The organism is Pseudomonas sp. UTLPPB19802 (assembly GCF_059730225.1).
In genome coordinates, this window is record NZ_AP048545.1 from 6,199,844 (window position 1) to 6,224,506 (window position 24,663).

The window sequence follows — 24,663 nt, forward strand, 5'->3', positions numbered from 1 at the left end:
TATGTGCGGAATAGCTGGCGAACCCTAAACGCGGAAAATAGGGGGCTCCAGCGCACTCAATGACCCCTTCAAGCCCCTATCGGGAACACGATTGGTACAAAAAGTGGTACAGACCTGAGCCCACCTGAAGCACCTCGCCACATCGCAGTTCGTCGAGTTGAGTGGCGAGACTGCAAAGCCTCAATTACTGTATGCACATACAGTTATAAGCGCGCATTCCATGATCAGCCTCCGCACCAAAGCAGAATGGCTTGCCTACTGGCAGCAGCACCTCGACAACCACCAGTCGAGGCTGGATAACCCCGAGGCGCATCGCATCATCTGCCTTGATATCAGCAGGGAAATGGCCGCCGCCCAGATCATCGATCCGATCGAGAAGCTGGAGATGGACGAGATGGCCAATGCCGCCTACTGGCATGCCGTTGAAACCTTGATTGACTGCGAACCAGCCTTCATGACAGCCGGTTTCTACGACGTGGTACCACGGCACGGGGGACCAGCTCTCGGGAAAATCAGCACCATGATCTATTACCCGGACGCCACAGTGGAGAAGCTCGGCCCTTGGGCCGCACAGGTTATCTCTGAGAACGGAACTCGTAGACTGGTGTTTCGCATCAACTCCGAGGTCTGGGACATGAACGGGCTCACGGTCATAAGACCGGACGGCAGCGTCTACGACCTGGTACTGACCGGCCAGCGGATCAATGGTCGGGAGTACTCAAACATTGATGATCCCGATGCATACCGAGCGCTGGCCGACACCGCCCAGATTGCTATGGAGAACCACGACTTCGTCGCATACCAACGAGCGCGACCGCTGCTGGCTACGGCCATGTTCATGAAGTGCCCCACTTGCATGGATCGTTTCGCATTACGAGAGGACTGCCAGGCCTGCGCAGGCCTTGGATTCATCATCAATGCGAAGCAGAGCAGGACGATGTAGACGAAAAGGCTGGCCAAATGCGACTATGCTCCAACGCACCGTAACTAAGGTGCTCACCACGCAAATGGAACTTAGCAATGGCGAAAATTGAAAGTTATGTCGTCTGGAACAACAAGGGTGGTGTAGGTAAAAGCACCATCGCATTCCACACAGCTACCCGATATGCAGAACTAAATCCAAACAAAATGGTTTTAGTAATTGACTTATGCCCGCAATCCAATTCAAGCATGATGCTCCTCGGGGGCGGTACTAACGGGGAGAACTATGTACTTCAGCTTTGCACAGAAGCCACTCCAAGATCTGTAGTTGGATATTTGAGCACAGTCATTTCCGCTGGTCCAGGAGCTCCACTTCCGGATCCGTTAAAATTTCTTGTTCAAGTGAGCAGCGTAAACCAAGCAGCCCCGACGAATCTGGCACTGCTGTGTGGTGATGGAAATTTGGAGCCAATGTCACCAGCAATAACTGGCGCGGCCAATGCCCCTTCACTGATCCCAAACAGCCAGCCGTGGAAATGGATACATTTAATCTTCAGAAACCTGATTCAATCTTTTTCCGAAAAATACCCTAACAAAGAAATTGCTGTTTTTATTGACACCAACCCAAGCTTTTCAATCTACACAGAACTTGCCATATCTGCCGGCGACAAACTTATCGTCCCAGTTAACGCGGACGACTCATCCCGCGTCGCGGCAAATGCTCTATTTATTCTGCTTCATGGCCAAAACCCACCTCACCCCATATATGGATCTTGGACTTTTGCCGCAAAAGCAGCAGCCCTTGGCATGATTGTCCCTCAAATACATGTGATAGTCGGGAACCGTCTCACACAGTATGAGGGTGCTGCCTCTGCGTTTTCGGCACTTTCAGATGCTACCGCTGACGCCCTATTCGCCGCATACAACACATCACCAAATTACTTCACTAATCGCGGCCCAGTTCCCCAAAACGTTCAGGAATTCCGAGCTCAATATTCTGTAGCACTCAGAGACTTCAACACTGCGGGCGTGGTTGCCGCGCACATCGGCCGCCCTCTTTCACAATTGCGAGGTGGGCACTATCCAATTCACGGCCAACAAATTAAGGTCAACAACGAACGCGTAGCGGAGTGCCAAAAAGCTGTTGATAGCTTAATCAACATGCTCTAATTATCCGGCACTTCTATCAGTTGATCTGCTTCATTGATCAGAAAAGCGCCAGCTCCAGACCAAGGAGATTTAGGCGCTTTTCTTAAACTGCCGAAAAGAAATCATAAGGCCACAGCAGGAAATAGATTTAGGCTTGCACCTTTACGTTAACCAGCCACACCTAGTCGCAAGCCATCTTTATACTCAAAAGGACAAAACGATTGCAAATATCAGACCTCAAAGAAATCACTCCCCTCGTAGCGGCAGCGATCGCGGCAGCATCAACGCTATTAGCCGTATTCATAACAAGCAGATACAATTTCAAAACTGCAAGACTCAACAACCAAACACAAAGCGAGCAAAAAACAAAAGAGTTGAAGCTCAGCAAAATAGAAGACCTCTACATTTTATTCGACAAGTGGCAGATGCATTTTTCAAATACCTACCTCTACCATTACCGATGCTACAGAGGCAAGCTTACATACGCCCAAACCCTGGAAGGAGTTACCAATTTAAACCTGATAACTCCAGGAGACTACCAAAAGTACAAAATGATAATTGCAGTTCACTTCCCCAACCTGATTAAGGAATACGAACCCATTGAACAAGCCAGACGCCAAGTCGTTCCATTCTTCACCGACCCCAAGGAAAGCAAACTTTCCGCAGAAGACTTTGAAAAAGCTCAAATAAATTTTGAGAAACAATCTGAAATCTTCAAGTCTAAGATAAGCTCGATGGCACACAAAATCTTAGAAAACTGATCATTCGCTCTAAGCAGCAGCAACCAATCACAGCAAGTAGGCCCGGGCCAGCACAATGCTGGCCGAGTATTTCAAAACAACCCACCCAGCGCAGCCGGCTCCCAGTTCATGATCACCAGCTCACCCGTCACCTCCGCCTTTCCCTGCCGCTGATTGGCCGTGGTGTAGCGGATATCCACCGTCTCGAAATGGAAGCCTTCAAAAACCCGGCGGATGTCCGGGTGATCGTTGATGCTGACCATCACCTTGCCCCTGCAGCGCCGCATGAAGTCGGCCATGCGCTCGTACTCCTCGAACGGAAAATCGACACCATAGCCGGCGGTCTGCCAATAAGGCGGGTCCATGTAGTGGAAGGTATGCGCCCGATCGTAGCGCTCGGCGCATTCAAGCCAGGGGAGGTTCTCGACGTACGTGCCGGCGAGGCGCTGCCATGCGGCCGAGAGGTTCTCCTCGATCCGCAGCAGGTTGATGGCCGGGCCGGTGGTCGCGGTACCGAACGTCTGGCCGGAAACCTTGCCCCCGAAGGCATGCTGCTGCAGGTAGAAGAACCGGGCAGCGCGCTGGATATCAGTCAGCGTTTCAGGGCGGGTCATCTTCTGCCACTCGAAGATCTGCCGCGAGGACAGCGCCCACTTGAACTGGCGCACGAATTCTTCGAGATGGTTCTGCACGACGCGGTACAGCGTCACCAGGTCGCCGTTGAGGTCGTTGAGGACCTCCACGGGCGCGGCCTGGGGGCGCATGAAGTAGAGCGCGGCACCGCCGGCAAATACTTCGACGTAGCATTCATGGGGAGGAAAGAGAGGGATGAGGCGGTCGGCCAGGCGGCGTTTGCCGCCCATCCAGGGAACAATCGGAGAGGACATTGAGAGCAAGACCTTTACTGTATAGATAAACAGGTGCTAGGCTCCTCGCGCTTTGTGCACGAAGCAGGAGCCTTGGCTGGACTTGCAGGGATGATCTGCGGGGACGGCGGCCGGAACGGGTGCAGCAACACCCAGACCGGCCGCTCCTTTTAGTGCGGGGTTGAAACTTCCTTTGCGTAGGCCTGACAGGCCTTCAGTGCGATCAGTCCTTGATCGCCGTCGTCGGTGATTCCGACAATTCGTTGAGCATGCGCCGGGTCAAGTCTGGCGCGCGGGGCTGCATGAACCACGCTGCCGGCGGCGGGGGTGGTTGGCAGCGCACATCCGGCGGCGGGGTCGCTCCGATCAAGGAGGACTGACAGCCGCAGATCGGCAGTAGCAAGGCGATCACGCAGGCGAGCCTGATTCTGTTGCACATCATTCATTTCCTTCGAGTGGGTCTGGTCACTGGCCTGAAGCCGCTGCTCCAGGGCTAGGCGCTTGTCCTGCTCGGCACGCTGCAGCGCGGCCGATGCGCGGGAATGCTCGTTGAGCGCGTCCGCCTGCAGTCGGGCCTGATGCTCCAACTGCTGACCGTAGCGCCAGTTCTGAACCTGCCAGGACGCCACCGCCGAACTACCGGCCACCAGGGCCAGCAGCACGACGAAAGCCACCAGGCGGTAAGGTGCCGGGATCAGTTCGAGGAGGCGCATAGCACCGCCCTCGCCCGCGCCCAGATCTGCAGGCGATCCTCCAGGCCGTTCAGCCCGCCATTGATCCGGCGGGTGATGCTGTTGAACTGGTCGGCATCGGCCAGCTCGTTGAGCCCTTGCTGCTGCCAGAACCACGCGGCCGACTCAGCGGCCCACTGTGGCTGTTCGAGCAGCTCCGGCTGCTGCAGGAGACGCTCGTCGCCAAACAGCGCGAGGCTGCACTGGCGGTAGTTGGTTCGGCCGGTGATCTGGATCAGCCCGCGACCGCGATAGCGCTGGCCATCACCGTCAGCGGCAGGGGTATTGCCCAGGCGGGCAGCCAGGGTGCCGGTGTCGTACTTGCTCAGGTACTGGTCGCTGCCCAGCTCGCGCACGTAGAGCAACTGCGCGGACTCGTGGCCGACCTGGGCCAGGAACGCGGCCGCGCGCTTGGGAGTGTTGATCTGCCGGCGGTCCATGGCCGTGTTGAGTGCAGACACAAAAACGCCGGCTTTCTTGCCGGCGCCCGGGAGGATCTGCTGAAGCTGTTGCACGGTGACTGTCATTGCTGTGCTCCTGTATGGATCGACCAATCAGGTCGGTTTCACGTCGACCACCTTCAGTGGCTTGGTTTCCTTCTTTTTCTTGCCCTTGGCTTTCGCCTTGCCCTTCTTGCCGCCGTTGCACTCGACAACAGTCGAAAAGCCCGAGGCGTCGAAGGTCTGCTCGACCTTGTCCACCAGGTACTCGCCATCGAGGCCGACCTTGAAGCCCTGGGCGTTGATCTTGCGTTCAGCGAAGAGATCCGTACGCCCGGCCATCTGCAGGCGCACCCCGGCAGTGCTGCGGTTGAACGCGGCCAGCTTTGCCTTTGCAGCCTGCTCGGCGGCGGTCTTGTTCGGATAGATGTGCCGATCGGTGTGGACAGCCGGCAACCCAGACGGGACGTCATCGTTCCCCAGCTCGACCGTGACCAGCTTTCCGTCCTTCTTGTGCTTTGTCTTCACGGCCTTCTGCGAGCTGCGATCGCCGAGGTGGAACTGCCAGCGGCTGACGTCGGCCGGGGTGATCGTGATCGCCGCGAACGACTTGCCGCTTGCGCTTTTGCTGGCCTCACGGGGCATCACCAGCAGCTTGCCGTCGGCGACCTTCGCCGTGCAGTCGTACTGTTTTGCCAGCCGGGTGATGAAGTTGAAGTCCGATTCGTTGCGCTGGTCGATGCGCTCGACCTTGGTCTGCACGGGACAAACCGGCGTCCAGCCGTTGCGCGCAGCCACGTCGCTGACGATCTTCGAGAGGGGCACGTTTTCCCAGGAGCCGCTGCGTGTGGTCTTGCCGGAGCCGCGCATGTCGCTGGCCTTGCCCCGGATGACCACCGTACTCGGCGGACCTGATACCTCGATCTCGTCGACCGCGTATTTACCCAGGCGGGCCAGTGCCTGCCCGGCATATCCCATGTAGATCTCAACGGCCGCACCACGGCGCGGCAACGCCACCGCCGCGTCTCGATCGTCAATCCGCAGCTCGAACTCATCCGAGTCCATGCCGGGCTTGTCGGTGGTCCGCAGCAGCAGAAGCCGGTCATTGATCAACGCCGTGATGTCTTTGCCGTCAGCGACAACACGAAATGCTGGTTGCATGTGCACTCCAGAAAAGAAAAGCCCCGCTCATGGCGGGGCTCAGTGAATGAACCAGGTCAATCCCACAAGAGGATCGTCTCGGTGGACGGTGCCGGGAGATCCGGCAGTGTGATGAGGACGCCGGCACGATACGGCTGCGCCTCGTCAGCGAGGCCCTGATTGGCCTCCAGCACCGCCTCCATGGTGCCGTTGAGGTGCCCGTAGTAGCGGTAGCACAGGGTATCTAGCAGATCCCCGCTAGACGTTCTGCATGTCTTCGCCATACTTCACGAACTCCAGAGAGAAGCCTTGTTTTCGCGGGATCCCGCCGGCCAGAAATGCGCTCTGCTCCTCGTCGATGCTGACCAGGCACCAGGTGCCCAACACTTCGCCATAGCCCGTTACCAGGCTCACCGGCTGCAGCGATCGAGCGATCGAGCGGAGCGTGTCCAGTTGCTTGAGCCCGCCCTTGAAACCCGGAAAAATCGCACCCTTGAGGCTCAACTTGTCTTCGCCGTGGCCCACGGCCTGCTGTGCGATGTCGCGGGTCAGGCGTTCCTGAGCCGCCCAGCGCGCCGAGGTCTGCCGCCGCAACTCGTCAAAGGTCGCGGTGTCGAGGTTGAAGTAGTACGGCTGCAGCTTGTGATCCAGCGGCTGCAGGATCAGCAGATGCGGGAACGGCTTGATGGCTGCCGCTGCCGGCGAGCTGCCCGCTGTGATCGCGCTGGTTGGCAGAATGCCGGTAAGCGATGGGCTGACCTGGCCGGCGATGCGATTGATCGCCGCGCTGGCCTTGCCCGCCTGCTCGCTCAACGAGCCCAAGCGCTCCTGCACTGCAGTTGCCCCTGTGACAACCCGGCTGTAGGTCGACGCGATCTGCCCTACCGTTGACTGCGCCGCGCTGATGGCCCGCATCGTCCGCTGCAGCTTCTCCCCGACTGCTGGGCCAACCACCGGTAGCCCCTCCAGCTCGTCAACAGCCCCAGACATATCACTGACAGCGCTGGTCAACGGGACCAACATGCCGTCGAGGCTGGTACGGCCAGCCTCCCCCGCTGCAAACAACGACGAGAGCGTTGATTGTATTGACTCCATGTATGCCATACACCCTCCTTAAACGTGGGGTTCATCGAATAGCTGGCCAGCCGACTGTCGTGCCATCGACTCCCGCGACCACTGCTCCCAACTGCTACGCAGCCGCGATTCAAGGGAGCGGAACAGCTGATCCGGATCCTTGGCATCGCCCTGAATCGTGATGGGCATGTTCGGCGAGTACGAGAACTGCTGGTCGACCCGGGGTGGCTCGCTAGGCTTAGCCTGCTCCAGCGCCTGGGCCACAACCGGCGCCGTCGGTGCCGGAACGGTCGCAGAGATCGAGCGCGCGATATCACCAGGTGCTGACACCTTGGTTTTGTCAGCATCGGCGACCTGTTCGTCTTCACCGAACCACTTCTTACCGAGCCAGCTACCCAGGCCCTCGCCGCCCATGCCGCCCAGCGCCGCACCGATCGCGCCGCCGATCGCGGTACCAATGATCGGCACAACAGAGCCGATCGCCGCGCCTGCAGCACCACCGGCCAGGGCGCCGGCCAAGCCGCCGGCAGCGCCACCGTAGCCTTCGGCTTTCTCGTCCTGGGTCTTTGCGTTGAGCGCGGTATCGAGTACAGACATACCGGCGTCAACGATCTTGCCGCCGGGCAGCTTCGCCGCGACCTTCGAGGCCTTGCTCAAGGCTCCGACGACTCGCCCCATCCGACCAGCCTCTGCAGCGACCGGGACGATCGTTGCGACACCGGCAACCGCTGCTCCTACGCCACGACCGCCCCGGCGCCGACGACCGCGACGGCGGCGCCCTCCAGGCTCGCCTACACCACCTGTGGACCCGATGCCACCGATCTCCCGGGCGTTCACAACGAAAACCCGCTGCGGCTCGCCGAGAGCGGCACCGACGTCGTTCGCAGCACCGTTCCCGAGCACCTTGCCCAACGCGCCCAGGCCTGCGTCGACCACCTTGTTACCGGTCTGTGGCACCTCGCCATCACCAGCTGCAGCACCACGACCGCGTCGGCCGCGAACCACATTCAGCATGCCGCGACCAATCTTCGCCGTGCTGTACAGGGTGATCAGCCCACCGACCGCCGCCGTGATACCGGCGATGCCCATGACAACCTTGGGCGAGCTGTCCGACAGATCTGTCAGCTTCTTGGCAACGAACGTGATGCCTTCCGCGACTTTGTCAGTGGCCGGCCGGATTGCGTCGCCGACGCTGCGCATGCTGTCGTTGATCGACTGCATCGTCTCTGCCCAGATCTGCGAGGACGTCTCACGCCGCTCGGCCAGGTTCTTGTCGAGGATTCCGGTGGCATTGGCCGAATCGTTCTTGAGCTGGGTGTAGAGGTCTTTGTTCTGCGAATAGGCCGTGAGCGCGGCCTTGACCTGCATGTCGGCGAACAAGTCACCGGTACGCAAGGTCTTCTCCAACGCATCTAGGGCGGCCTTCGCCTTCTCCGGATCCGCTTCCTTGCTGATCGCCGCCTTCGCGTCCTTGATCTTTTTGGCCTTGGCCGGGTCCGTGGCCTCGACGTACTTCATGGCCAGGGCCATCGACGACTCAATCGTCGACATCCCTTTCTGGATGCCCGTGTTCAGGGAGGCCTGATAGTCGATGCCCGCATCCTTGTAGGCCTTGACCACATCACCCGCGCCGATCTTCTCGACCCAGTTCTTGAAGTTGTTCGCCGCCTCGTCCGAGCTGCCGGCGGTTTTCATCTGTACCTGCAGCATCGAGCCAAGCGACGTCACCGCGTCCAGGCCGGTGCTGCCGTTCTTCTCCATGCTCGCCAGCAACTGCGGGAACCATCGCGCCATGTCTGACGCCTCGAAGCTACCGGCCTGGCCCTGGTATGCGATCGCTTCCAGCGCCTGCTGCATGACCTTCGGGTCGTTGATCTTGGCGTTCTGCTGCAGCGCCATGATCATCGACGCCGTGTCGACGCCGCTGGCCCCCTGGCCGACCGCGAACTTCGCCGCGATCGGTGCGTAGGACAAGGCCTTGTCCAGCTCCATGCCGGCGCCAACGAGTTGGTTGACCAGGTCGGCCACGTCATTACGAGACATGCCCGTGTCTTTCGACGTGTCGAGGACTGTCCGTGTCAGTTGCGCTTCCTCGGGCTTGTTCGCGACATCCGCCTTGATCGCGATGTCGCGGACGATCGCCTGGTAGTCCGCGCTGATCTTGGTCGGGATCGCGGCCATGCCCACCCCCACGACAGCAGCCCCCACCGTCGACTTGAGCATGGACTTGCCCGAGTCGATCTGCTGCCGCCCTTTCTGCTGCATCTCAGCCGCTTTCACTTCCCGGCCGAGGCGCTGGTACTCCCGCGACAGGCGCCCGACCTCGACGCCCTGCCGCTTCAGGGCATCCAGATTGCCCTCCAGCTTACGCAACAGGCCAGCCGCAGAGGCGGCCCCGCTGTCGTGGGCACGCTTCCACTCGTCACGCAGCTTGATGGTCTCGCCGATGGTGTTCTTCAACACCTTCGCCTTGCTGCCCGCGTCTTCCAGTTTCTTGATGTGGCCCTGGGCAGTACCAAAAGCGGCGCCGAGCGACGACGCCACGGCACCGCCAATTTCCAACGCAATCGCCAAACGCGCCATGCGTCACCTCCTGCAGGCTCAATCCGTGAGCCACCAAATCATGTCAGCCCATGACATCGTCGATATCTCAGCCGCCGAGAAACCCAGTTCTGCGGCTAACCGTTTGGCCAGCCGCTTCTGGGTGCCAGGGTCAAAGCTCGTCGTCTTGCACCAGACGAAAATAGCCGGCCTGCAAGCGGGTGTAGTCCTTCATGGTGAAGCCTTCGAAATCCTTCACGCCGACCTCGGTGAGCGAGGAGAACAGCTGTAGCTCGCGCACCTCATCGTCACCGTTCGAAGTCGCAGCGGCAGCGCGCACATCACGCACGGTCGGGGCGCGCATGACGAGTTTGTCGACCTTGATGCCATTTGCCTCGGACGGTGTGCTCAATTTCACGACGACGCGCTCGGCATCGATCTCCAGGTAGGCAGGAACTTTCTTGCTCATTGAATTGTTTCCTTACGGATAGAGGGACAGTGGTTACAGGCCCAGCGCCTGACGCTGTGCGGCAAGCTGGTCAACGCCGCTGATAACGCGCTTCATGCCGAGCGCATCGATCTCGTAGATCTCGCGACCGTCGACTTCGAGCCGGTAGTAGATGAGCGCCACCGAGTGCTTGATCTCGGCCTTGTCGCCGGGCTTCCAGTCGCCCATGTCGACCTCTTTCAGGGTCCCGCGCAGGGTGACAATCACCGGGGTGATCTTGCCCTTGAGCCCCTTGTAGGCACCCCGGAACGTGCCGTTGAAGGCGGAACCATCGGCCAGGCCGAAGAACTTCAGCGACTCGCGGCGTACACCTGTCGTGGTGAAGCCCGCTTCCTGCTTTTCCATGCCCATTTCCAGCTCGACCGGCACGTCCATGCCACCGCCCCGGTGTTCGTCCATCTTGAGGGTCAGTTTCGGCAGGGTCAGACTGGGTACATCGCCCTGGAAGCTGACACCGTCTACAAAGAGGTTCAGGTTCGACAGGGTTTCGGGAAACATTGCCATGATGTGGGTCGCTCCTTACGCGGCGGTATCAAGGACTTCGGTCAGCCACTGATCAGTGACCTCGACACGAAAGTTGGGGTTTTCAGCCGGAGGGACATCCGTGAACCGGATGTTCCAGAACACTTTTCCCTTCGCCAACTGGCTTGCGGTGTTGAGTTCTGGGTCGGCATAAACTTCGAAATTGATGATTGCGCCCTGGGCCTTCAGATCGCGCATGAACGCCTGCAGACCGTCCGTCACGTCTTTGACGTACGTAGCGGTGATGGACCGATCGACCGCCCACTTGTGCCCGTACAGGATCGCGTCCATCACGATGTCCATGGTTCGGACACGTGTAACAAAGGCCCACTTCGGATCACTCGACAGGGTTCGGTTACCCCACAGGCGGTAGCCGTCATCACGAATGATCGTGGTGATATTCGAGTTGTTCAGCAGGTTAGCGCGGCAGGTCTCATCACCGTCGAGGAACTCGATTGAACGCGTTGTGCCGGTGATACCGACAAACAACTTGTTCGATGGCGATGCCCAGAACCCATACGCGCTGTCGGTCCAGGCAAACAGACCGGCAGCCCACGCCGACGCGGGGGCATCCACCGTCGCGTTCACGGTGGTGTCCCAGTACTGCACACCAGGGTCAACGAGATACGCCCGCTTCTCTCCGAAGTTTTTGACGTATTCCTGTGCTGCTTCGTCAGTGGTACCGGGCCCATCCAGGATCGCCAGCCCTCGCAGTTTGTTGGCCAAGCCGACAAGCGCTGTGCCGACCGCCAGGGTCGAGCTGTGCTTCGGCGTAACCAGCAGCCGCGGCTGAGCGTTGAAACGGCTTTTCCCGTCGAGAAGCGCCTGCAGGCCTGTCCGCTTACCGCTGGCCAGGACGCCGCCGATAATCGACGAGGTCTGCTGGGCAGCATCGGCGACCTTCGCTACGCCACACGCGACAATGACAGCTCCACCGAGCTGATAGATCGCCTGGCAGGCTTTCGTGATCGCCGCGTCAGGCCCCCAGGCCGCGATCGCCTCGCTCTCGCGGGTGATCAGCACCAGGTCATTCGGCTGCGCGGTGTATTCCGGAGCCGGGGTGAAGGTGTCGACAAGACCGATGATCGACGACGACGGCAGCGAGATGGTACGGCTGCCGGTGTCGACGTTCGTCACGGTAACGCCGTGGTAGAAACTCATAGAGGTACTCTCCAGAAACGACAAAGCCCCGCAGTGCGGGGCCATGGGGGGTTAGAGACGGGTAAAAAAATGCCCCGGCGATGCGGGGCGGTTATTCGGCTTGATCAGCAATCCAGGCGGGGGCGACCGGTCGATTCTCTTGGGCAGGGAACTCGGGAGACTGAGGCCAATCGCGCAGGGCCTGCATGTAACGAAGCAACTCGGCAAACTGCTCATCGGTCAAAGTCGTTGCAGCTCCGATATCCGATTGGTCACGGTGCCGATCACGCAACCAGGTAACAGCTGATAACTCGGCGTCGCGCCACCCTCGCTCCTGGGCAGCTAGATCGACAACCGGCAACGGTGCATCGATCAAGTATGGAAGACCATGCTCATCATGCGCCCTGATTTTTCCAGGAGCTGGATTGCCGATCACCGACAAATACAGATCCTCGGAGATCTCAACCGCGTCACCTGGGATCTCACTGTTGAGGCCCTGCAAGTAACTGGACCGAGTGGTTGGACTGTAAAAACGCTTCATCCACTACCTCCTAGTATCCCAGTGCCAACCAGTGATAACCCACCGTCGACATGCCCGTAGCATAGCCATTGAGCCTGAACTGCTCCTTGCTGATTTTCTGCACCCCTACACCAACAAACGCTCCACCTCCGGACTGCCCCCCATCACCCACAGCGATGACGTTCAGGCATTGAGCAGGAAAGGCCAACTGAAAGGAGACGAGCGCCGTTAAGTCGTCGAGAGAACCCGCGTAGTACCCCCATTGAATAACCAGGCCACCCAACCACGACGGGAGCACCAGATAACCATTGGTGGCAAGACTGACGGAGAAGCCCAGTCGAAGTTTCTTCGGCGTGACGATGGTGCTGTCATCAGAGCCTGCAGACATCTGAGTGGCGGTTGCAACCTTGGCGGTGCCCTGCCGGGTTTCCGTCGCCTGAGCGGCCAAAGCAGCCAGGGCCGCAACATCGATATTTCCCTGATTGACGGGTGCGTTCCAAGCCTTGATACACCACATCACCGACAAGTTTCGCGGCCGCACCTCGGCCGCTGTCCTGATAACCCTCGACGCGTCAAAGTTTACGTTTTTGAGAAGGCCACCGCCGTTGGTGAAGTTCCCAGCGTCGGAAATAATCGCAAACGGACCACTCGGTGTAATCGCAGCAGCATCACCTCGCACGCCACCAACCCAACCCATGATGTTCTGCTGAGCATCACCCTGGCTTGTTCCGACTTCACGTCCAACATCGAGACCTCGCCCATGGTCCCAACCCCGTAGGAATTCACCACGAGACTCCGGCAGCCGGAAGTTGCCAGCCCCCTCATCGCCCTTGTTGAACGATGTGCCGAGGTAAGCGGCCAGATCCGGATAGGTCGCAATGCTCTGCACGCTGCCGTCCAGCTCCAGAAAACCAGGCGGTACCGTTCCCTTGGGAAACGCCACCATCGAGCCAACCGGCAGCGAGGACGCTTGGGCGACCTTCGAGTCGACCTCACCACGGGTGTAGGCATCGGTGATGCCGTAGCCGGCCAGCGTGGTCGGATTCGTACCAGCGATGACCCGACCATTCCTGTCCACCGTCAGCTTGGTGTAAGTGCCAGCGACAACGCCTGTCCGACCGGCGATCATCTCGAACGCAAGCGGCGTCGTGCCCAGAGTGATCGGCGCGTCAGTGATCAGTTGCCAGATGCTGTCGCCACCGACAGCGCCCTGCTCAACATGCACAAACAGCCCCGGAGTGACTTCGATGCTCGTATCGGCATCGGCAGCACGAGGCCAAGCCCCTGCCGCTACCAGGTAGATCCCATTGTCCCTGCCGGCGGCCTGATCCTTGACCAGCACCCGAGCACCAGCCGCCAGCGCGACACCGTCGATCGTCTGCAGGCCGCTCAGCACAATCGGCGCGGTGGTGGCCACCTGCACCGAATGCTTGAAATCCTGCTTGTTCAGCGCCGCGACGATCGACGTGTCGACATACTCACGCGTTGCCAACACCACCGCCGGGTCGATCTTGAGCTGGATGTTCGCCGTGTTGCTTGTGACGATGTGCATCCGCACGACCTGGTTGCGGCCCGAGCCCTGGACCAGCAGCGGCTTGTAGCTCGGCGCGCAGTTCGCCACGGCCGAGAACACGCCGTCGATGTCCTCCAGGGCCAGCTCGCGGATCCACCAGCCCCCAACGTCCGGAGGCAGCACAAGCTCCGCCACCAAGACATTCGCATCGGTAGGAGACACGTACAGCTGATTGAGCGGGGCCCGGTAGACCTGATTGATCAGCTTGGTCTGGGTGGGTGACGGCACCGGGTCAGTGTCATTCGCGTTGCCAATGAGCATGTGACTCGGCTGCCAGGGGATGCCCAGGGCATCACAGTTGGTTTTCTTGGCGGCACCGGCATTCGTCAGCATGCCGCCAAAAATAGAGTTTTGGTTAACCATTCAGGTACACGTCCTGTTCGTCATTCGTGATTGTGTGGACGCCGTAGGTGCCCAGCACCTGCACGTCGATATCGGGATTTTCCCACGGGTAAACATCAAGCTCGTCGCCGTCGTAGGCCATCACGCCGACAACGCAGGTGACGGGGCTCTGCAGGCTGATGTTCAGCGAGGACATGTGCCGGCTGACCGGTTTGGCGTCATCGATCAGCGCCGTCAGCTCGGTGTACATGTCTTCCGTGATGCCGGTGTCGAGTACACCGACCTCTAGAGCGAAGGTCGCGGGCTCGCCCATGGGCTGGGTCTGCCACCACTCGGTGACCTTCAGCAGAAAGCCCAGCGGCTCGACCACGCGGCGAATGGCGCCGATCGTGCCCTTGCGCGAGTGCACAAAGAACGCCGATCGGCACACCGCCCGCTTTGTCGCCTCGGGCCAGGCGTTATCCCAGCGATCCACTGACCAGGCCCAAGCGAGCTGGTACAGCAGGTGCGCCGGGCAGGTGTCAGGGTTGTACAGGGTGCGCAGGGGCACCTCGACGACCTCGTCAGCGGCTGCCTCGATGGCACGTTCCAACTCGGTGCTGTTGTTGGGGAGAAGGCTGTCCATCAGCTCTCCCCCATCACAACATTGAAGCCCGTGCAGTACGCCGCCTGCGACCGGCTCGGCGTGATATCCACCCAGTTGGCCAGCTCGACCTTACGCACACCGCTGATGTGCAACTGCGCATCCACCGCCGAGCGCGACACCTCGACACCCAGCCGGCGCCGGGGGTTGATCCACGCCGCAAGTCGCCGCTGGCACTCGGCCAGAATCGCCTCGTTTTCTGATCCGGTACCGGCCATGTGCACAACGGCATCGATCCGGTACCGCAGGATCTCAGCAGCCTGAACCAACACCCGGTCACCCAGCGGTCGGACATCCTCGTCGCTCAATGCCGCGTACACCGTATCCAGCAGATCCTGACCAGCAACCCCTTCGCCGGCCAAGGCCAACACCGTGACAACAACCACCGCCGGCGACGGGCTTTGCGCCTCAGCGTCTGCAACCTGGCCGGAGGCGTTACGGGCATGCAGGATGTAGCTGCTACGCGGCCCCGCCGTGGTCAGCCCTTCGTAAACGAGCTGGACCCGTTCGCGCAGTGCATCGTCCTCTTCCAGGACCTGCTCCACAGGAGGCACCGCTGCCAGATCCTCGGCCTGGACAACCAGGCGCTGCAGGCGGACATTCGCCGCCAACTGATCGAGGTCACCACGCTTTGCATGGGCCAGCAGCAACGACCTTGCCGCATCGTTGACCCGAGCCCGATTGCCGACCTTACGATAGGCACCGACCTCCAGCAGCTTAAGGACCGGATCGCTCTCAAGTTGCGCGGTCCAGTTCTCCCCCATGTACAAACGGAAGGTGGCGAGGTCGGCCTGATACACCTCCTCGAAATCCAGACTCTCAAGCACCTGCGGCGCAGGAAGCGCCGACAAATCAACAATACTCACGCGGCCACCTCCACCAGCAGACTATCGCCCATGTACTGACCGGACAGCTCCAGCGAGATCTGGCCACCCAACACAGCAAGAACTCTCACCCGCTCAAGCTTGAAACGAGGCTCCCACCGTGCCAGCGCACGGGCGATCTCGGCCTGTACGGCACTTTTCCACCCCTCGTTGACTGGCAGATCGACAAAGCGGCGAAGGTCGCAGCCGTACTCCGGGCGCTGTCGCCGGCTGCCGATCGGCGTCGTCACGATGTCCTCGATCGACTGCACCAGGTGTTCACGATCGGAAAGGGGCAAGCCGGTACGGCGATCCATTCCGATCATCGCGATTACTCCTGCAAGGGCTCGAACTCGGGGTGGGCCTTCAGGAAGGCGTATTGATCGTCGTCGGCCGCGCTGACACGGCCACGGGCGACGGGGATGGTGCTGCCGTCCGACATGACGAGCGTGCGCGAGGTGTAGACCTTGTCGCGAAAGACACGCGCGGGGCCGACGGCGATTGCCGCGCTGACAGTGTCAGGGGCCACTACCTGGCCCTCTGCCGAATCGGGCGGCACAACGGGGCTCGATTTGCTCATGGGATGCTCCAGAAAAAAGCCCGCACGCGGCGGGCTGGTTGATAGGTAAAGGTCAGTGCTTGTGGTTAGGACTGTTGCCGGTCGTATCCATGATCGAGCCAGCGCTGGTGATGTTGCCGGTGGTGTTGAGCGTGCCATCGATCGTGACCGCACCCACCAGATTGATCTGACTGGACTGCACGCTGATCTGGGCAGGCGTGACCTCAACCTGGGAGCCACCGACCTTGACCGTGACAGTGCCGGCCGGCAACTCGATGGTGTAGCTGTTGGCCTGCCAGTCGTAGACCAGGCTGCCGCCATCATCGAAGCGCCAGACCTCGACGTGATCACGGTTGTCGGCCTGCGGGCCCGCCTTGCCGTACAGCCCTGGCACGAAGGTCCCTTGAGCCGGATCCCCGCTCGGGCTGAACAAGATACCCTCCTCATTCAGGCTTGGCGCCCGCCAGTGCCGGGCCTTGCCCGCCGCCTGCGAATGCCATTTCACCCAGGCGCTGCTCCAGTCATCGCCATCGGAAACCCTCACCTTGCCAGCCTCCAGATCGACCGCGACCACAAAGCAGGGAAGCACCAGGTCAGCGATCATCCGGTCATGCTGTGCAGAGGCGTAACTCATACGGGATCCTCCAACTCGACCGGGTTGCCGTCATCACCAGGCACCATGGGCTTGCCACCGGGCTCGATCGGCCAGGGCCATTCCTCCTCGCCCAGGTAGATGATCTGGGTCCACTCAACCATCCAGACCGCGTAACCATCCAGCTCAGGACGACTCCAGTCCTGGGCAGCACGAACAAACTTCGCCGGCTCGACAGCCAGGCCCCAGGTCTGCATACGCAACAGAATCGTGATCTGCGCCGCCGCAAATGCCGCCATGCGCAACGCATTCTCCTCCTCGCCAGCGACGATCACCCGCGCCTCGAAACGAACATCCAGCCCCACCTCGCCAGTACCAGGGTCATGACCTGGCTCCCACTCGGTCAGCTCGATGACAACACCCGGCAGAGGCACTCGATCGAGCTTGTCCGGCATAGTCCCCACATAGGCCAGCGCCGGTATAGCCTTGGCGATATGCGCTTCCATGGCCGCGTAAAGACTGTCCAGTGGTATCGGATCATCGTCCATTACCAATCCTCCCCAAGAATTTCTGCAGTTCGTAGTTCAGCTCTTGCCTCATCACCTCCAGCAGCCGCTGATGGGCCCGATTGGTCCATGACTCAAAATGCCGCCGGACGTCCTCGAGCGAGATCATCGCCTTGGCCAGGGGGAAGCGACCGCCGTTCTCGGCAATCCAGCCCGAACTGGCGCCACCACCACCCGAGACATTGCTGTTCGGGTAGTCGCTCTCCCTGAAATGCTTGCTGCCCGTGCGGATCCAGATATCCGCCTGACTGCCGTAGACCGCCTTGTAGAAGGCGCCCGCGTAACGGCGACCAGCCACAGACACACCCGCCCGGGTCTGCCGTGGACGCCCTGCGCGGCTCGCTGCAATCGGGTCGAGGCCAAACCATAGCCGGCCCTGACCGTTGCTGCCGACCGGATAGGCCCGCAGACGCTGCCGCACCGAGGCGACCGCGATACGCTCCTGCACCGCCACCGAGCGGCCGACATGCGTCCGAAGCCAGCGCAACGTTTTGTTGATAGCCCGGCGTTGTGCTGCCGCGATCGCCTTCGGTGCCAAGCCCGCGAACTCGTCGAACTGGGCGACCTGCTGGGGATTTGCCTGCAGGAAGATCATCCCCTCACTGACCGTTTGCCGGTGATAGCTGCCTACGCTCATGCCGTTTTCCTCAGCACCAGGGCAACGAGCCCATCACCGCCGGGCTCGATGCTCGCAATTGTGTAGGTACCGCCGCCATCTTCTGCCGGAAGATCGATAACAACCTTCTGCCGGATCTCCACCCCGGCGTTGTCACACACCCGGATCACCAGGTGAGGCTCACGCAACGCGGTGGTGATTCGGCCCAGCTTGGGTTGCAGCCAAGGTGCGGAGAACATCCCGTGCACTTTTCGGCCCTCGATCAGGGCGCGATCGCCCAGGACATCAAACACCGTGTCGTCGACATCGTCGATCAAGTCCCGGAAGGCCATGATCAGACCGTCAAGCGGATAACGGCACGAGGACGGGTGCAGATGTGTAAGGGGTTGGACTGCGCCTCACCATCGACACCCTTACCGAATGGCATCTCCTCGATCTTGCTGTAGTACGGCAGACCTTCGGTGTTGACGGTCTCGATGTAGTCGGCCGGCGCGTAGATCGACAGGAACAGATCCGAGACGCCCTCGGGCACCAAGCGGGCCTCATCGTCGGCCACATAGGCGTTGCCGCCGACTTTGCCGCGATAACGCTCCCAACTGATACCACCGAAGTCAAACGACTCGCGGCCGTCACCGCGCAGCGATGCGGCCTGCTGGCTGCCTTTGTAGGTCTCGACCACAGACTGGTGGGCGATCAGTTTCTTCCAGAACGTCTTGCCGCAGAACGCACGGGCGCCGGTGGTGGTGACGTTGCCGAGGGCATCTTCCTGCATGTCCAGCGCGTCCACGCACTGGGCCTGGATGTTCGTGTCCTGGTTGTTCAGCCCCATCGGCAGTGACTGCTGCTGCACGCCGAACACCTTGTAGATGTCCAGCAGCACCGATTCACCATCGGCATCGAGCAGCTTGCCGTTGAGCGCGCCCATACGATGGAATTCGTGGGTGGCATCCAACTGGCTGCGAGCCTTGCTCAGGCGCTTGTTCACCACGGCCTGAACGGCCTGCAACTCGGTCAGGGCACCGAACGCACGAATGCCCTGGATCTCGTCAGCCTTGATCGAGAAGCGCTGCGGCAGGTGGATGGTGTTGAACGGGATCAGCTTGCGCTTGCTGCCGCTTACCACCAGGCCAGAGGTACCGCGCTCGCCCGCCGGCACCAGCGCGAGGGTGTCGCCGTCCTTTTCGAGCTGGACAGTCAGGGTCGGGACGCCCTCTTCACGGAACAGGCCGAGGGCGGCCAGACGGCCCGGCACGTACTCCTGCTCGTTGATGGCGGCGGTCAGGGCTGCAACGCTGAAAGCATCGTCTTGAAAAATGGCAATCTCAGCCATGGGGTACTCCAGAAAGTAAGAACCCCGCTCAAGGCGGGGCTGGGAGGAAGGAAGGGTCAGATCAGCGCAAGATGATGAAATGCGCGGCCAGTGCTTTTTCGGCATCAACATCGACGCCCGTCAGCAGCGCCTCGGTGACCTCAGCCAACCGTACGACAGCGCGCCCCCGGCGTGAGGTGTCCGATTCACCGAGCGGGGCAAAGAGGATGCAGGCGGCGTTTTCGGTACCGTCCTCGGCGGCAGGGTTGTAGGCGGCGAACTCGCCGGTAGCCGTGACCAGCCCCAGCAGTTGGCCCGCAACCAGAGCCGGGCCAGCGGCGACACTAATGGCTTCACGGGAGATCTTCCCTGCACCCTCGGACAGCAGGAACTCACCGGCGTGGACCGGTTCCTGTTGGATGTTGCTCATGGTCGTGCTCCTTTATTGGTGGCCTGCCGGCGGGCAGCCCAGATACTGGATGGGTTGGGGAGTTGCGCCTTGACCGGCGGTTGTTCATCGTCAGCAGGCGGCAAGGCGTTGTTGATCTCGAAGCCCTTACCAGAGCTGACAATCTTCTCGAACAACCGCGCCCGCACCGCATCAGCGTCCAGGCCGGCAGCGACGTACTCTTTCGTCAGCTCAGGCAGCCGCGCCGCGACACAGAGATCGTGTACGCCCTTGGCCTGCTTCATCGCGGCCTGTACCGTCGCTGCGTCAGTCAGCTTCGTCGACGCGATCAGCGTCTCAGTCAGGTTGCCGATACCGGCCTTTGCGCAGCCCTGGGTGATCATCAGCGCCAGGGCCGTGGAGTCAGCAACGTCAGGCTTGGTCGTTGCAGGCGGCTTTGCCGGATTCTCTGCTGGTGGCTTGCCGGCCAACTGATCGAGCAACGGCTGCGGGGTTTTCTGGTACCGAGCCATGGCCGCGCCATTGCCCAGGCAGGCCCGCACCTGCACACCGCTGCCGATCTCATCGACCAGCCCGAGGTCGAGGGCCTCTTGGGCGGTGAGCCAACTCTCATCGTTGACCAGGCGCCGCAGCTCGGCTTCGTCGATCTCGGGCGACTTGGCCTTGTAAGCCGCGATGATCACCTCGAACGCCTGGTCGAGCACATCGGCCACCCGTCGCAACTCATCGGCGTCACCCTCGATCCAGGTGTAGGGGTTGTGAATCATGAGGATCGCGTTCGACGCCATCACCACGCGGTGAGCGCCGCACACCGCAACGCTGCCTGCGCTGGCCGCCAAGGCATCGATCCGGGCGGTGCAGCGCTCGCCCAGGCGGGCCAGCGCGTTATGAATGGCCACCCCCTCGAACAGGTCGCCGCCGTTGGTGTTGAAGGCCACATGCACCGGCGAGACACCGTCATCGATCGCCTTCAGATCGCGGAGGAACTGGTTGGCGGTGATGCCCCAGCCACCGATCTCGCCATAGATATAGATCTCGATCGGCGCCGGCTCGGCATCAGCGGCGCCTTCAGCCTTGGTCGCGGCGCTGATACGGTACCAGTGCTGCTCGTTTTCCGGCTGAGGCGCAGGCGCCTTGTTGAAGATGCGGATTGGTTTCAAGGGGTTCATGGTTTCTCCTTCTCGTCGGGATCGTCTTCGACCGCCGACAAAGTGCTGTACTTGATACCCAGAGCCTGCGCCCGGGCGAGATCGGCGGCGTTCTCTTCGTCCACCACCTCGGCATCGGTACCGTTGCGCAAACAGGTCTCGCTGCGCGTGGTAAAGCCGGCAGCGATTTCCATCTGCCGAGACTGGACGTCTTGCACGGGGTGGATGTAGGCCCAGCCTTGTGGCACCCAGCGGGTCCGCCGGTATTCACGACGCCGCTGCGAGTAGTCCGGCAGGTCGAGCGCCCCGGCCAGGAAAGCCATGTCCAACCAGGCTTGCCGCACAGGACGGCACAACTGGTGGACGTAGACCTGGAACTGGAGCTGCTCTAGCCGACGCCGGAACTCGGTCAGCACCACACGGATCGCGCGGTCGTTCACGCCCTGCATGTCGCCGGTCATCAACTCGTACGGCAAGCCGGTGCCGGCTGCAGCGGCCATCAGTTGCTGCCGCATGAAGTCGCGGTAGTTGTTGCCCGCGTCCGGTGGGTCAGAGAACTCGATCTCCTCGCCTGCCCCCAGCTCCTGCACCGTACCGGGCTCCAACCCCACCATGGGGGTGAAGCCATCTCGGTCGAGGTCTAAGGGCGCCCCAGTGAGGGGGTCGAGCTGTGGCCGCCCATCCGGCACGGGCTTGCGAACGAAGCCCGCGAACAGGTTGGCCACTTCCTGCCGGAACAGCACTGCGTCATCGAAGTTGTCCAGGCTGCGCAAGCGCTTGAGTACCGGAGCCAGGCGCGGCACACCACGCAGTTGACCCGGCTCCAACGGTTCGAAGATGTGCAGCATCTGCTCAGCAGGGACACGCACCAATTGGTTGTAGCCGACATTCAGCGAGGACTTGTCGCTGGGGTGGACCCGGTAACACCAGTACGCCACCCGCCGGCCCATGCTGTTGAACTCGATCCCGGCACGGATGACGTTGCCGAAGCGGGCCACCTCGAACTTGTCGTGCGGAACGAACTCCGGCGCCAGGCACTGCAGTTGCAGCGGCACCGCGTAGCCATCCTCCGGGCGGCGCGGGCGCAGGCGGATGAAGCATTCGCCCGACTGCTCCACGGTACGAGCGACAAGGGCCTGCAGGCCGTAGAAATCGGTGAGCTGATCCGCGTCAGCCTCATCGACCCAGTCCTCCCACAGCACCTGCATGGCCTTGCGTAACTCTTTGTCGGCGAGCTGGGGATGCGGCGTGATGCCGGTGCCGATCAGGTTGCTGATCCGCTTTTCGATGACGTTGGCCGCGTACGGGTCATTGCGCACCGCGCTGCGGGAGCGAGAACGCAGGTTGCGCAAGGCCGGCATGATCAGGCTGTTCACGCCGGTGTCCGGCGCGTCCCACCCCGATGAACGCCGTCCCTCGGCGGCGCCTTCGTAGCTGGCCTTGATCCGCTCAGGCACCAAGATGCCCGAACGGCCGAGGGACATATAACGTCCGCTCATAGTCCTTTGCCCCCATGGTAGAGGCGAGTCACACGCGAACGCGGGCCGGCGGCCTTCACCAGTTCGGACTGGATCAGGTCGCGGGCCTTGATCAACTCGTCGACCGTTCGATACTCGACGGTGCGGTCCGAGTACCGAACGACCTTTTCACCACGCGCGATCGCACGCTCGACGGTGGCGAGGTCTGCTTTTGTGTATGCCATATCAGCGTCTCTTCAGGTAGCCGCTGCTGGAGCTGCGGCGTTGCGGTGGTGGCGCACTACGCGGCGTAGCCGGAGGTGGCGGCGGTGGTCGTGGTGCCGGGGGCGGTGCAGCAGGCGTTGAATCCTGATCCGTGTCCAAATCCGGTTTGTCATCAGGCTCGGCAACAGCGTCGGCCTGCTGTGGCGTTTTCGTGGGCGGCTGATCGAACAGCCCCGCCTGGGCCAGCGCCTGACGGGCACGCTCCCAATCGACTTCGTGATAGCGGTTGATACCCAGGTAATGGGCCATCGCCAGGTTGTACACCTGCAGGTCGAGCGCCTCATTGCGCTCGCCCTTGCCCTTGGTCCACTCGATGCGCTTGTGGCCACGCACATAGCGGGCAACCTTGCGCTCGGCCACGCACTGATCGAAGAAGTCATCAGGCATGTCGTTCGGGAAGTGCACGGCGCCGGGCCCGCTCTCGAACTGGTACCGGTTGTAGATCCAGTCCTTCGCGGTGTCGGTACCGACGAACCACAGCTCAGCACCGTTGCGCTCCGTCTGGCCCTTCCATGTCACGTCGACCATTGATGGGCGCTGGGCTATCACTGGCCGGCCGGGCTTACTCGCCCCCTTGAGGGCGAAGACGTTGCGCCAACGGCGCAGGCGGCAGAACTGGTACACCTCGTCAGTGTGGTGACCACCGGAGTCGACACCTGTCGCGAGGATCGCCAGGCCAACACCACAAGGATGCTGGTAGCGAACCTTGAGCCGCTCATCAAGCGCCGCCCAGGTGCGCTCGTCTGCCGGATCACCCGAGATCACCTGGTGATCGACCACCCAGCGCTCCATCCCGACGCCCCAGCCTTCCACCATCAGTTCCAGGCGGTTGTCCTGAGTGTCCACGGCAGCGGTGAGCATCAGCACACCAGCGGGCATACTGCCCATGGTGTAGTTCTCAAGCTTCGCCCGGTCGCGCAGTGCGCTCGCCTTGGTCTGCTCTTGGGCGCTGTCCCACACCCGCGCAAGGCGCGTGTTGTAGAACACCTGCATGGGCTCCAGATCGCCCTTGGCCTGGGCCTTCTTGGCCCGCTCGAACTGCTTGGCGAGCGAGGGCCAATCCTGCCAGCCGAGCGGCGCATACAGCGCGTTGAGGTGGAAACCAACCGTCTCACCGTCGCCCTGAGAGTGTGACCGCCACTCGCCACGGGCGAGCATGTCGCCCTTCTGGTGCTCCTCGATCATCACGTCGCAGTCAGCTGCAGCGCACTCGTAATGCACCACACTGAAGTCCTTGCTGTAGTGCAGCCGCTCCCACTCCAGCACCTGGTAGTGCCCGCAGGTCGGACAGGGGACGTAGTAGTAACGCTGATCGCTGACCTCGAACAGATCCGCGATCCGCGAGGCGCCCTTGATGGTCGGCGAACTGGAGAAGTAGAACTTAGCGTTGCGCCCGAAGTTACTGCCTCGGGTTTCAGCCAGCTCTACCGGGTCACCCTCCTCACCAACGTCGACCTCCCAACGGTCGACCTCATCGCCGTAGACATACCGTGCCGTAAGTTCGGCCAGGTTGGCGGCCGAGCCGGCTGTGGTGACATACAGGGCGCCGCCCTCGAACTCCTTGGTGTCCATGGTGTTGCGAGCATCACGGGACCGGCTGGACGCCACGCGCTCGCGCAGCACCGGGGTCGCCGTGATGGTCTTGCCGATACGAGCCGACACCCGCTTCGACAGCCCCAGGCTCGGCAGCAGCGTGAGGATGTTGGACGGAGCCATGTGGATCAGACCGCCGATCCAGTTCAGGGCGATCTGCGTTTTCATCAACTGCGAGGCCACCATGGTGACGACACGCTTGCAGGGGTGTGCCGGCGAAAGACAGCGCATGGGCTCACGGGCGTAAGGTGTCCGCGCCGTACGGTACTGACCGGGCTCAGCGGCGCCAGTGTCCCGGGGAATGCGCATGTACTCATCGGCCCATTCGTCGATCCAGAGATCAGGGTCGGGACGCAGCCCACGGAAATACGCCTCGCGGTACACCTCTGCACCATCGGGGATTTCCGTATGCATAG

General features: G+C 61.3%; 29 protein-coding genes. 3 read left to right on the top strand and 26 right to left on the bottom strand.

Going from position 1 to position 24,663, the window contains the following annotated elements; all coding sequences use genetic code 11:
* The first annotated feature begins 220 nt into the window (after positions 1–220).
* From AC6I6U_RS26815 to AC6I6U_RS26825, 3 genes are all read left to right on the top strand, one after another.
* Positions 221–943, top strand: coding sequence for a hypothetical protein (locus tag AC6I6U_RS26815; protein WP_497879002.1), 723 nt, complete (start codon positions 221–223; stop codon positions 941–943).
* A 77-nt stretch (positions 944–1,020) separates the two neighbouring features.
* Positions 1,021–2,091 carry a ParA family protein gene (locus AC6I6U_RS26820; RefSeq protein ID WP_497879003.1) on the top strand — a complete coding sequence of 357 codons (1,071 nt, stop codon included), beginning with the start codon at positions 1,021–1,023 and terminating at the stop codon, positions 2,089–2,091.
* A gap of 200 nt (positions 2,092–2,291) precedes the next feature.
* Positions 2,292–2,831 carry a hypothetical protein gene (locus AC6I6U_RS26825; protein WP_497879004.1) on the top strand — a complete coding sequence of 180 codons (540 nt, stop codon included), beginning with the start codon at positions 2,292–2,294 and terminating at the stop codon, positions 2,829–2,831.
* A 71-nt stretch (positions 2,832–2,902) separates the two neighbouring features.
* On the opposite strand, the gene AC6I6U_RS26830 is transcribed toward AC6I6U_RS26825, so the two are convergent.
* From AC6I6U_RS26830 to AC6I6U_RS26955, 26 genes are all read right to left on the bottom strand, one after another.
* On the bottom strand, positions 2,903–3,697 hold the full coding sequence (locus tag AC6I6U_RS26830; protein ID WP_497879005.1) for a DNA adenine methylase: 795 nt from the start codon (positions 3,695–3,697) through the stop codon (positions 2,903–2,905).
* Positions 3,698–3,846: 149 nt separating this feature from the next.
* Positions 3,847–4,389 (bottom strand): lysis system spanin subunit, encoded by a 543-nt coding sequence (locus tag AC6I6U_RS26835; RefSeq protein ID WP_497879006.1) that lies wholly within the window; start codon positions 4,387–4,389, stop codon positions 3,847–3,849.
* Entirely contained in the window at positions 4,371–4,934 is a 564-nt protein-coding gene (locus AC6I6U_RS26840; RefSeq protein ID WP_497879007.1) for a glycoside hydrolase family 19 protein, read from the bottom strand. Before AC6I6U_RS26840 ends, AC6I6U_RS26835 begins: the two co-directional genes overlap by 19 nt.
* 27 nt (positions 4,935–4,961) lie before the next feature.
* The gene (locus tag AC6I6U_RS26845) at positions 4,962–6,008 is read right to left on the bottom strand and encodes a phage late control D family protein (protein ID WP_497879008.1); all 1,047 of its coding nucleotides are present in this window, start codon (positions 6,006–6,008) and stop codon (positions 4,962–4,964) included.
* A gap of 56 nt (positions 6,009–6,064) precedes the next feature.
* A complete protein-coding gene (locus tag AC6I6U_RS26850; protein ID WP_054064903.1) occupies positions 6,065–6,271 on the bottom strand; it encodes a tail protein X in 207 nt (68 codons plus the stop codon).
* Positions 6,246–7,091 carry a phage tail protein gene (locus tag AC6I6U_RS26855; protein WP_497879009.1) on the bottom strand — a complete coding sequence of 282 codons (846 nt, stop codon included), beginning with the start codon at positions 7,089–7,091 and terminating at the stop codon, positions 6,246–6,248. The genes AC6I6U_RS26850 and AC6I6U_RS26855 overlap by 26 nt, the downstream gene beginning before the upstream one ends.
* Before the next feature lie 9 nt (positions 7,092–7,100).
* On the bottom strand, positions 7,101–9,644 hold the full coding sequence (locus AC6I6U_RS26860) for a phage tail tape measure protein (RefSeq protein WP_497879010.1): 2,544 nt from the start codon (positions 9,642–9,644) through the stop codon (positions 7,101–7,103).
* Positions 9,645–9,774: 130 nt separating this feature from the next.
* A complete protein-coding gene (locus AC6I6U_RS26865; RefSeq protein WP_497879011.1) occupies positions 9,775–10,071 on the bottom strand; it encodes a phage tail assembly protein in 297 nt (98 codons plus the stop codon).
* 33 nt (positions 10,072–10,104) lie between these two features.
* Positions 10,105–10,614: a phage major tail tube protein gene (locus AC6I6U_RS26870; RefSeq protein ID WP_497879012.1), complete on the bottom strand. Its 510-nt coding sequence runs from the start codon at positions 10,612–10,614 to the stop codon at positions 10,105–10,107.
* Between the two features lie 15 nt (positions 10,615–10,629).
* A complete protein-coding gene (locus AC6I6U_RS26875; protein ID WP_497879013.1) occupies positions 10,630–11,793 on the bottom strand; it encodes a phage tail sheath C-terminal domain-containing protein in 1,164 nt (387 codons plus the stop codon).
* A 91-nt stretch (positions 11,794–11,884) separates the two neighbouring features.
* Complete coding sequence (locus AC6I6U_RS26880; protein ID WP_497879014.1) at positions 11,885–12,313, bottom strand: phage tail assembly chaperone; 429 nt, start codon at positions 12,311–12,313, stop codon at positions 11,885–11,887.
* A 10-nt stretch (positions 12,314–12,323) separates the two neighbouring features.
* Positions 12,324–14,228 (bottom strand): phage tail-collar fiber domain-containing protein, encoded by a 1,905-nt coding sequence (locus AC6I6U_RS26885; protein ID WP_497879015.1) that lies wholly within the window; start codon positions 14,226–14,228, stop codon positions 12,324–12,326.
* Entirely contained in the window at positions 14,221–14,832 is a 612-nt protein-coding gene (locus AC6I6U_RS26890; RefSeq protein ID WP_186680640.1) for a phage tail protein I, read from the bottom strand. The genes AC6I6U_RS26885 and AC6I6U_RS26890 overlap by 8 nt, the downstream gene beginning before the upstream one ends.
* Entirely contained in the window at positions 14,832–15,716 is an 885-nt protein-coding gene (locus AC6I6U_RS26895; RefSeq protein WP_497879016.1) for a baseplate assembly protein, read from the bottom strand. The genes AC6I6U_RS26890 and AC6I6U_RS26895 overlap by 1 nt, the downstream gene beginning before the upstream one ends.
* The gene (locus AC6I6U_RS26900) at positions 15,713–16,039 is read right to left on the bottom strand and encodes a GPW/gp25 family protein (RefSeq protein WP_497879017.1); all 327 of its coding nucleotides are present in this window, start codon (positions 16,037–16,039) and stop codon (positions 15,713–15,715) included. The genes AC6I6U_RS26895 and AC6I6U_RS26900 overlap by 4 nt, the downstream gene beginning before the upstream one ends.
* Positions 16,040–16,044: 5 nt before the next feature.
* Positions 16,045–16,293: a hypothetical protein gene (locus AC6I6U_RS26905; protein ID WP_497879018.1), complete on the bottom strand. Its 249-nt coding sequence runs from the start codon at positions 16,291–16,293 to the stop codon at positions 16,045–16,047.
* Positions 16,294–16,345: 52 nt separating this feature from the next.
* Positions 16,346–16,906 (bottom strand): phage baseplate assembly protein V, encoded by a 561-nt coding sequence (locus AC6I6U_RS26910; RefSeq protein WP_497879019.1) that lies wholly within the window; start codon positions 16,904–16,906, stop codon positions 16,346–16,348.
* Positions 16,903–17,412: a hypothetical protein gene (locus tag AC6I6U_RS26915; protein ID WP_497879020.1), complete on the bottom strand. Its 510-nt coding sequence runs from the start codon at positions 17,410–17,412 to the stop codon at positions 16,903–16,905. Before AC6I6U_RS26915 ends, AC6I6U_RS26910 begins: the two co-directional genes overlap by 4 nt.
* Positions 17,402–18,067 carry a hypothetical protein gene (locus tag AC6I6U_RS26920; protein WP_497879021.1) on the bottom strand — a complete coding sequence of 222 codons (666 nt, stop codon included), beginning with the start codon at positions 18,065–18,067 and terminating at the stop codon, positions 17,402–17,404. The genes AC6I6U_RS26915 and AC6I6U_RS26920 overlap by 11 nt, the downstream gene beginning before the upstream one ends.
* The gene (locus AC6I6U_RS26925; protein ID WP_497879022.1) at positions 18,064–18,378 is read right to left on the bottom strand and encodes a head-tail joining protein; all 315 of its coding nucleotides are present in this window, start codon (positions 18,376–18,378) and stop codon (positions 18,064–18,066) included. The genes AC6I6U_RS26920 and AC6I6U_RS26925 overlap by 4 nt, the downstream gene beginning before the upstream one ends.
* Before the next feature lie 2 nt (positions 18,379–18,380).
* Entirely contained in the window at positions 18,381–19,376 is a 996-nt protein-coding gene (locus AC6I6U_RS26930) for a major capsid protein (protein WP_497879023.1), read from the bottom strand.
* 61 nt (positions 19,377–19,437) lie between these two features.
* Positions 19,438–19,785: a head decoration protein gene (locus tag AC6I6U_RS26935; RefSeq protein WP_054064799.1), complete on the bottom strand. Its 348-nt coding sequence runs from the start codon at positions 19,783–19,785 to the stop codon at positions 19,438–19,440.
* Positions 19,782–20,933 carry a head maturation protease, ClpP-related gene (locus AC6I6U_RS26940; protein WP_497879024.1) on the bottom strand — a complete coding sequence of 384 codons (1,152 nt, stop codon included), beginning with the start codon at positions 20,931–20,933 and terminating at the stop codon, positions 19,782–19,784. The genes AC6I6U_RS26935 and AC6I6U_RS26940 overlap by 4 nt, the downstream gene beginning before the upstream one ends.
* On the bottom strand, positions 20,930–22,411 hold the full coding sequence (locus AC6I6U_RS26945; protein ID WP_497879025.1) for a phage portal protein: 1,482 nt from the start codon (positions 22,409–22,411) through the stop codon (positions 20,930–20,932). Before AC6I6U_RS26945 ends, AC6I6U_RS26940 begins: the two co-directional genes overlap by 4 nt.
* Entirely contained in the window at positions 22,408–22,614 is a 207-nt protein-coding gene (locus AC6I6U_RS26950) for a phage head-tail joining protein (RefSeq protein WP_054064802.1), read from the bottom strand. The genes AC6I6U_RS26945 and AC6I6U_RS26950 overlap by 4 nt, the downstream gene beginning before the upstream one ends.
* A gap of 1 nt (position 22,615) precedes the next feature.
* The gene (locus AC6I6U_RS26955) at positions 22,616–24,661 is read right to left on the bottom strand and encodes a phage terminase large subunit family protein (RefSeq protein WP_497879026.1); all 2,046 of its coding nucleotides are present in this window, start codon (positions 24,659–24,661) and stop codon (positions 22,616–22,618) included.
* Positions 24,662–24,663: the final 2 nt, after the last annotated feature.

Excerpts from the sequence above, each read along its gene's own strand:
- AC6I6U_RS26815 (WP_497879002.1), top strand. The coding sequence starts at position 221 with ATGATCAGCCTCCGCACCAAAGCAGAATGGCTTGCCTACTGGCAGCAG.
- AC6I6U_RS26820 (WP_497879003.1), top strand. The coding sequence starts at position 1,021 with ATGGCGAAAATTGAAAGTTATGTCGTCTGGAACAACAAGGGTGGTGTA.
- AC6I6U_RS26830 (WP_497879005.1), bottom strand. The coding sequence starts at position 3,697 with ATGTCCTCTCCGATTGTTCCCTGGATGGGCGGCAAACGCCGCCTGGCC.
- AC6I6U_RS26835 (WP_497879006.1), bottom strand. The coding sequence starts at position 4,389 with ATGCGCCTCCTCGAACTGATCCCGGCACCTTACCGCCTGGTGGCTTTC.
- AC6I6U_RS26840 (WP_497879007.1), bottom strand. The coding sequence starts at position 4,934 with ATGACAGTCACCGTGCAACAGCTTCAGCAGATCCTCCCGGGCGCCGGC.
- AC6I6U_RS26845 (WP_497879008.1), bottom strand. The coding sequence starts at position 6,008 with ATGCAACCAGCATTTCGTGTTGTCGCTGACGGCAAAGACATCACGGCG.
- AC6I6U_RS26850 (WP_054064903.1), bottom strand. The coding sequence starts at position 6,271 with ATGGCGAAGACATGCAGAACGTCTAGCGGGGATCTGCTAGATACCCTG.
- AC6I6U_RS26855 (WP_497879009.1), bottom strand. The coding sequence starts at position 7,091 with ATGGCATACATGGAGTCAATACAATCAACGCTCTCGTCGTTGTTTGCA.
- AC6I6U_RS26860 (WP_497879010.1), bottom strand. The coding sequence starts at position 9,644 with ATGGCGCGTTTGGCGATTGCGTTGGAAATTGGCGGTGCCGTGGCGTCG.
- AC6I6U_RS26865 (WP_497879011.1), bottom strand. The coding sequence starts at position 10,071 with ATGAGCAAGAAAGTTCCTGCCTACCTGGAGATCGATGCCGAGCGCGTC.
- AC6I6U_RS26870 (WP_497879012.1), bottom strand. The coding sequence starts at position 10,614 with ATGGCAATGTTTCCCGAAACCCTGTCGAACCTGAACCTCTTTGTAGAC.
- AC6I6U_RS26875 (WP_497879013.1), bottom strand. The coding sequence starts at position 11,793 with ATGAGTTTCTACCACGGCGTTACCGTGACGAACGTCGACACCGGCAGC.
- AC6I6U_RS26880 (WP_497879014.1), bottom strand. The coding sequence starts at position 12,313 with ATGAAGCGTTTTTACAGTCCAACCACTCGGTCCAGTTACTTGCAGGGC.
- AC6I6U_RS26885 (WP_497879015.1), bottom strand. The coding sequence starts at position 14,228 with ATGGTTAACCAAAACTCTATTTTTGGCGGCATGCTGACGAATGCCGGT.
- AC6I6U_RS26890 (WP_186680640.1), bottom strand. The coding sequence starts at position 14,832 with ATGGACAGCCTTCTCCCCAACAACAGCACCGAGTTGGAACGTGCCATC.
- AC6I6U_RS26900 (WP_497879017.1), bottom strand. The coding sequence starts at position 16,039 with ATGATCGGAATGGATCGCCGTACCGGCTTGCCCCTTTCCGATCGTGAA.
- AC6I6U_RS26905 (WP_497879018.1), bottom strand. The coding sequence starts at position 16,293 with ATGAGCAAATCGAGCCCCGTTGTGCCGCCCGATTCGGCAGAGGGCCAG.
- AC6I6U_RS26910 (WP_497879019.1), bottom strand. The coding sequence starts at position 16,906 with ATGAGTTACGCCTCTGCACAGCATGACCGGATGATCGCTGACCTGGTG.
- AC6I6U_RS26915 (WP_497879020.1), bottom strand. The coding sequence starts at position 17,412 with ATGGACGATGATCCGATACCACTGGACAGTCTTTACGCGGCCATGGAA.
- AC6I6U_RS26920 (WP_497879021.1), bottom strand. The coding sequence starts at position 18,067 with ATGAGCGTAGGCAGCTATCACCGGCAAACGGTCAGTGAGGGGATGATC.
- AC6I6U_RS26925 (WP_497879022.1), bottom strand. The coding sequence starts at position 18,378 with ATGGCCTTCCGGGACTTGATCGACGATGTCGACGACACGGTGTTTGAT.
- AC6I6U_RS26930 (WP_497879023.1), bottom strand. The coding sequence starts at position 19,376 with ATGGCTGAGATTGCCATTTTTCAAGACGATGCTTTCAGCGTTGCAGCC.
- AC6I6U_RS26935 (WP_054064799.1), bottom strand. The coding sequence starts at position 19,785 with ATGAGCAACATCCAACAGGAACCGGTCCACGCCGGTGAGTTCCTGCTG.
- AC6I6U_RS26940 (WP_497879024.1), bottom strand. The coding sequence starts at position 20,933 with ATGAACCCCTTGAAACCAATCCGCATCTTCAACAAGGCGCCTGCGCCT.
- AC6I6U_RS26945 (WP_497879025.1), bottom strand. The coding sequence starts at position 22,411 with ATGAGCGGACGTTATATGTCCCTCGGCCGTTCGGGCATCTTGGTGCCT.
- AC6I6U_RS26950 (WP_054064802.1), bottom strand. The coding sequence starts at position 22,614 with ATGGCATACACAAAAGCAGACCTCGCCACCGTCGAGCGTGCGATCGCG.
- AC6I6U_RS26955 (WP_497879026.1), bottom strand. The coding sequence starts at position 24,661 with ATGCATACGGAAATCCCCGATGGTGCAGAGGTGTACCGCGAGGCGTAT.